General features: G+C 71.8%; 5 protein-coding genes. 2 read left to right on the top strand and 3 right to left on the bottom strand.

What is annotated here, in order from left to right:
- The 3 genes from ACEU5R_RS31595 to ACEU5R_RS31585 all read right to left on the bottom strand — a co-directional run.
- On the bottom strand, window positions 1–1,531 hold a 1,531-nt coding region (locus ACEU5R_RS31595; RefSeq protein WP_392413827.1), incomplete at its 3' end, for a dihydroxyacetone kinase family protein.
- Between the two features lie 235 nt (window positions 1,532–1,766).
- The gene (locus ACEU5R_RS31590; RefSeq protein ID WP_199770826.1) at window positions 1,767–2,183 is read right to left on the bottom strand and encodes a group II truncated hemoglobin; all 417 of its coding nucleotides are present in this window, start codon (window positions 2,181–2,183) and stop codon (window positions 1,767–1,769) included.
- The gene (locus ACEU5R_RS31585; RefSeq protein ID WP_392413826.1) at window positions 2,183–4,714 is read right to left on the bottom strand and encodes an ABC transporter permease; all 2,532 of its coding nucleotides are present in this window, start codon (window positions 4,712–4,714) and stop codon (window positions 2,183–2,185) included. Before ACEU5R_RS31585 ends, ACEU5R_RS31590 begins: the two co-directional genes overlap by 1 nt.
- A 103-nt stretch (window positions 4,715–4,817) precedes the next feature.
- On the opposite strand from ACEU5R_RS31585, the gene ACEU5R_RS31580 reads away from it, so the two are divergent.
- Both ACEU5R_RS31580 and ACEU5R_RS31575 read left to right on the top strand, forming a co-directional pair.
- The gene (locus tag ACEU5R_RS31580) at window positions 4,818–5,792 is read left to right on the top strand and encodes a TRAP transporter substrate-binding protein (RefSeq protein WP_103273586.1); all 975 of its coding nucleotides are present in this window, start codon (window positions 4,818–4,820) and stop codon (window positions 5,790–5,792) included.
- A 126-nt stretch (window positions 5,793–5,918) separates the two neighbouring features.
- Window positions 5,919–6,195 (top strand): TRAP transporter small permease (locus ACEU5R_RS31575; RefSeq protein WP_392413823.1); only part of this gene is annotated, 277 nt, incomplete at its 3' end.

The following is a 6,195-nucleotide window of genomic DNA, read 5'->3' as shown; positions in this document are numbered from 1 at the left end:
CGGCCGGCGTCGCGCCCTGGGCCAGGCCCTGCTCGAAGGCGGCGGCGGCCGGGAACAGCGCGTCCAGCATGGTCCGGTCGCCGGCCTTGGCGCCGCCCAGGTCGCTGACGGCCTGCACGGCATCGCTGAACGCACCGGCCCAGTCGCGCGCCGACGGTTGCGCGCCTTGCGCCAGCCGGCGCGAGGCGCGCAACAGCGCGGTGGCGTAGAACGGGCCGGAACTGCCGGCGATGGCCTTGCGCAGCGCGCCGCCCAGCGCGGCCAGCGCGCCGGCCGGATCGGCCAGGGCCGCGTCGGGCACCGCCAGGATGGCGTCGGCGGCGCGCTTCATGCTGGCGCCCAGGTCGCCGTCGCCCGCCAGCGAATCCAGCTCGGTCAGCGTCGGCTCCTTGGCGTGCAGCGCCGCCGCCGCCGCGCCCAGCGCCGGCTTCAGGGCGGCGATCCAGCGCTGGCCGGCGGCGTCGGGCGCGGCCTGGGCCTCGCCCTGCTCCATCGCCGGCGCGGCGACGTGGATGTCCTGGTTGACCCGCCCGCCGCCCGGCCAGGCGCGCGCGCCCGTGGCCGCGTCCAGCAGCGCCAGCCGGCCGTCGTCCACGCGCAGCACCGACAGCGAGCAGCCCGGCATGTCCAGCGCCGACAGCAGCGTGCCCGACCAGGCCCGCTCGACGGCGATCCCGCGCGCGGCCAGCTTGTCGTAGGCGGCGCGCATGACCACGTCCAGCTCCATCTGCGGCGTGGCGCCCAGGCCGTTGACCAGCAGCGCGACGCGCGCGCCGGCCGCCAGGCCCATGTCCTCGACGATGTAATCCAGCAGGGTCGCGGTCAGCTGGTCGGCCGGCAGCATGGCGCTGCGCTCGACGCCCTTCTCGCCGTGGATGCCCAGGCCCAGCTCGATCTCGTTGTCGGCCAGCGTGAAGCCGGACTTTTCCGCGCCTGGCAGGGTGCAGCCGCCCAGCGCCACGCCCATCGAGCCGAGCTGCGCGGCCGCCTCGCGCGCGGCGGCGGCGACCTGCGCCAGCGGCAGCCCCAGGGCCGCGGCCGCGCCCGCGATCTTGTGCACCAGCACGGTGCCGGCGATGCCCCGCCGACGTTCGCGCGGCGTGTGCCGGCGCAGCGACACGTCGTCGGCGACGATGGCGATCTCCACCGGGATGCCCTCGGCGCGGGCCAGCTCGGCGGCCAGGCCGAAGTTCAACCGGTCGCCGGTGTAGTTCTTGACGATCAGCAAGGCCCCGTTGGGCCCGGCCGTGGCGCGGATGGCCGCCAGCACCGCATCGGTGGACGGCGAGGTGAATACCTCGCCGCAGACCGCCGCGCTCAGCATGCCGGCGCCGACATAGCCGGCGTGCGCCGGCTCGTGACCGGAGCCACCGCCGGAAATCACGGCCACGGGCCGCCGCTCCGCCGCCGGCAGATCGCTGCGCACCAGCACATGCTCATCGCCCAGGATGGCCGTCCCCGGCGCCTGCCGCGCCGCGCCCTCGAGCATTTCCCGCACCAGTCCGGACGGATCGTTGATGAGTTTCTTCATTGTCGGGCCACCTCAAAAATGAAAAGGCTCTCGCAAAAGAGCCATGAACCCACGCAGGATACCGGTTTCACCCCATCGACGGTTTCACCCCATCGGGATGCCGCGGAGCCGGCTTTGCCGGTCCGCAGGCATGCCCCCTGGGGGGATGCGCGCGAGCGCTTCGGGGGGGACTTCTCCTCCGGTCCGCAGGCATGCCCCCCTGGGGGGGGAAGCGCGTGAGCGCTTCGGGGGGGGGTCACTTATTCCGCATCCAGTCGGCCACGCCGTAAAAGGACTCAAGCAGGCGATCGACCAGCGCGGGCTCGATGCCCTCGTCCTCCAGCGCGCGCCCCATGCAGGTCACCCACTGATCGCGCTCGACCTCGCCGATGGAAAAAGGCAGATGGCGCGCGCGCAGCCGGGGATGGCCGAAACGCTCGATGTAGTGATCGGGGCCGCCGAAGTAGCCGCACAGGAACCAGAACAGCTTGTCGCGGGCCTCGTCCAGGCTGGGGCCATGGGCGGCGCGCAGTTCCTTCAGGTCCGGCTCGATGTCCATCAGGTCGTAGAAACGGTCGACCAGGGCGCGCACGCCGGGCTCGCCGCCAAGTAGATCAAAAATGCTGCGGGTAGTATCCACGGGTTCGCTTATCGAATGGACGCGGGACGTCATCAGGTTTCTCTCAGGGTGACCAGGGGCGGGGTGCGCAGCACGCCGCGCAGGGCCAGGGCGCCGCCGCCCCAGGCGCCGAGCATGCCGGCGCCGATGCCGGCCAGCCACGGCCAGAGGCTGAGGGTAATCGCAAAGTCGAACACCAGGGTTGATAAAACCCAAGCAATCGCGCTGGCGCCGGCGGCCGCCAGCAGCCCGGCCAGCCCGCCCACCGCCCACAGCTCGATACGCTGCGAGCGCGCCAGCTGGCGCCGGGTCGCGCCCAGCGCCCGCAGCACGGCGGCCTCGCGCATGCGTTCGTCGCGCGTGGCGGTCAGCGCGGCGGCCAGCACCAGCACGCCTGCCGCCAGCGTGAACAGGAACAGCAGCTGCACCGCGCGCCCCACTTCGTTCAGCACCGATTGCAGTTGCCGCAGGATGGCGCCCACGTCGAACACGGTCAGGTTGGGAAACTCGCGCACCAGCGCCGGCAGGACCGGCTCCTTGCCGGGCGGCAGGTAGAACGAGGTGATCCAGCTTTGCGGCATGTCGGCCAGCGCGGCCGGAGTCAGGATGGCGAAGAAGTTGACGCGCATGGTGTCCCAGTCCACCCGCCGGATGCTGGTCACGGCGGCCTCGACCTGCTGGCCGGCCACGTCGAACAGCATCTTGTCGCCCAGCTTGATGCCCAGCGTCTTGGCCAGGCCCGACTCCAGCGAGACCTCGTCGGCGCCGGGCGCGAGCCAGCGGCCCTGTTCGATGCGGTTGGACGAGGGCAGTTCATCGCCGTAGGACAGGTTGAATTCCCGGTCCACCAGCCGCTTGGCGCGCGGTTCTTCATAGTCGTCCGGCCCCACCGGCTTGCCGTTGAGGGCGATCAGTCGGCCGCGCACCATGGGCGCCAGGCTGACGCGGCCCAGCCCTTCGCGCGCCAGCGCGTCGGACACGGCCTGGCGCTGCTCGGGCTGCACATTGATCAGGAAACGGTTGGGCGCGTCCGGCGGCAGCGTGCGCTGCCAGCCCTGGATCAGGTCGGTGCGCGTCATGGCCAGCAGCAGCAGCGCCATCAGGCCGATCGCCAGCGCGCAGACCTGGGTGATGGTGGCGACGCGGCGCCGCACCACGCCGGCCAGGGCGAAGCGCAGGGACGGCAGCCCGTTGGCCACGCGACGCAGGCGCGACAGGCCCAGGATGCAGAGCCAGGCCACCAGCGCGAACACCAGGAAGGCGCCCAGGAAGCCGCCCGCCACCACCGCCCCCAGCCGCGCGTCGCCGGCGAACCACCAGATCAGCAGAGCGAAGCCCGCCGCGCCCAGCCCGTAGCCGGCGGCGCTGCGCGCGCCCAGCGTGTCGGCGTCGCGCCGCAGCACGCGGGCCGGCGGCACATGGCGCAGCTGCGCCAGCGAGGGCAGCGCGAAGCCCAGCAGCAGCAACAGGCCGGTCAGCAGACCCTGCGCCGCCGGCACCGCCGAGGGCGCGGGCAGGGTCGTGTCGATCAGCGAGGCCAGCACCGCCACCAGGCCCTGGTGCACGGCGAAGCCCAGCAGACAGCCAAGTGCCGACGAGAACAGCCCGACCAGCGCGAATTCCAGCGTCAGCATGCGCGAGACCTGCGACTGCACCGCGCCCAGGCAGCGCATGACGGCGATGCCGTCACGGTGCCGCGCCATGTAGCGCCCGGCCGCCAGCGCCACCGCGACGGCCGAGATCAGCACGGCCAGCAGCGCCACCAGTGACAGGAAGCGCTGGGCGCGGTCCAGCGTGCGGCGCACCTCGGGACGGCCAGATTCCAGCGTCGCCAGCTTCTGGCCGCGCTTGAGGTTCTGGCCCAGCCAGCCGGCATAGCCGGACACGGCCTCGGGCGGACCGGCGACCAGCAGCGCGTAGCCGATGCGGCTGCCCGGCGCGATCAGGCCGGTGGCCGGCAGATCGCTGGCGCGCAGCAGCACGCGCGGCGCAACGTTGACGAACTGCATGCCCCGGTCGGGTTCGTAGCTCACCACCCGCTCGATGCGCAGGCGCGTGTCGCCCACGTTGAGCAGGTCGCCGATCTTCAGATTCAGCAGCGACAGCAGCTGGCCGTCGACCCAGACCGCGCCCTCGGAGGGAATGCCGCGCGCCGGCGCGTCCGGCGCGAACGGCCCCTCGGCCACGCGTAGCGCGCCGCGCAGCGGGTAGCCCGGCTCGACGGCCTTGAGCGCGGCCAGCTGGGCGCCGTCGCCCGCGCTGACCATGGACGGGAACTGCCAGGTGCGCGATACCTCGAGCCCGCGCTGGCGCGCCTGCTGCAGGAAGGCGTCCGGCACCGGCTCGTCGGCGTCCAGCACCAGGTCGGCCCCCAGCATCTGGCCGGCGTCGCGCTCCAGCGCCCGGCCGACCCGGTCGGCCAGGAAGCCGACGCTGGTCACGGCGGCCACCGCCACCACCAGCGCCAGCACCAGCAGGCGCAGCTCGCCGGCGCGCGCGTCGCGCATCATCATCCTGGCGCCCAGGCGCAGGGTGGACCAGAAACCGGCGCGGCGCGCCCGGGAGGCATCAGGGAAATCCATCATCGTGCAATCTTACCCAACGGCCGGAATGGGGGCCGAATCCCGCTATCATGCGCTACTGCGGCGCAACGCCGCGACAAGAACATATCGAATACTGGAGAAGACAATGCGCAAATCCTGGCTTGCAGCCACGATCCTGGCCGCCTGCGGGGCGGTCGCTTCCCTGCCCGCCGCGGCGCAGAACACCCTGAAGATGGCCTACGCCCTGTCGACCTCGTCGCACTACGGCGCCGGCGCGGACGCCATGGCCAAGTCCATCGAAGCCTCGACGGGCGGCAAGTACAAGGTGCAGCAGTTCGCCAACAGCGCGCTGGGCGGCGAACGCGAGGTCATCGAGGGGCTGCAGATCGGCACCATCGACCTGGCGATCGTTTCGACAGGGGCCACCCTCAATTTTGTTCCCGAAACCGGGGTTTTCGATATCCCCTTCCTGCTGCGCGACCTGCCGCACGCCCGCACGGTGCTGGACAGCAAGATCGGCCAGGACATGCTGGCCAAGTTCCCCAGCCGCGGCATCATCGCCCTGGCCTGGGGCGAACAGGGCTTCCGCCACCTGACCAACAACGTGCGCCCGGTCAAGACGCCGGCCGACGCCAAGGGCCTGAAGATCCGCACCACGGAAAACCCCATCCACATCGCGGCCTTCCGCCAGATCGGCATCCTGCCGACCCCGATGGCCTGGCCCGAAGTGGCCACCGCCCTGCAGCAGGGCACCATCGACGGCCAGGAAAACCCGCTGTCGGTCATCACCTCGGCCAAGCTGTCGCAGATGCAGAAGCACCTGGCGCTGACCGGCCACGTCTACGGCCCGGCGCTGGTGCTGATGTCCGCCAACGTCTATGAAGGTCTGTCGGCCGCCGACAAAGCCAACTTCGACAAGGCCGGCAAGGAATCGGCCCAGGCCATGCGCGCCTACGTCGACAACATCGAGAAGACCGGCGTGGAGCAGCTGAAGAAGGAAGGCATGCAGGTCACCGAAGTGGACCGCGCCGCCTTCGCCGCCGCCGTCGAGCCGGCCTACCCCGAGTACTACAAGAAGTACGACAAGAAGCTGATCGACGCCATCCGCGACACCAAGTAAGCACGGCGCGCCGGCGCGGACAGGCGCGGGCCGGGGCCGGCGGGCAGCGCCCGCCCGTCCCGCCCGCGCCGTCCGCCGGCCTGCCCTGCCTGGTTCGCGCCCATCGCTAGCGGGACTCCATTCATCATGCGTTTGCTCTGCGCCTTCGACCGCCTGCTCTTCAAGCTGGTTTCGGTCATCGCCCAACTCTTGCTGGTGGCCGCCGCGGCCGCCGCCTTCTACCAGGTCATCGCCCGTTTCGTGCTGCATGCGCCGGCCGACTGGAGCGAGGTCCTGACCCGCGCCCTGCTCATCTGGACCGTGCTGCTGGGCGTGGCCCTGGCCTTCCGCCACGGCGCCATGATCAGCGTCGAACTGCTGCGCAACCTGCTGGGGGGGGGGGGCCCGCGGGGGGGGGGGGGGG

The sequence above is a fragment of the Achromobacter sp. 413638 genome, assembly GCF_043119405.1.
Lineage (GTDB): Bacteria > Pseudomonadota > Gammaproteobacteria > Burkholderiales > Burkholderiaceae_B > Achromobacter.
Note: the sequence above shows the minus strand (reverse complement) of the source record. Positions and strands in the feature narration are given on the sequence as shown.

Coding starts and splice junctions, on each gene's coding strand:
- ACEU5R_RS31590 (WP_199770826.1), bottom strand. CDS start 2,183: ATGACGTCCCGCGTCCATTCGATAAGCGAACCCGTGGATACTACCCGC.
- ACEU5R_RS31585 (WP_392413826.1), bottom strand. CDS start 4,714: ATGATGGATTTCCCTGATGCCTCCCGGGCGCGCCGCGCCGGTTTCTGG.
- ACEU5R_RS31580 (WP_103273586.1), top strand. CDS start 4,818: ATGCGCAAATCCTGGCTTGCAGCCACGATCCTGGCCGCCTGCGGGGCG.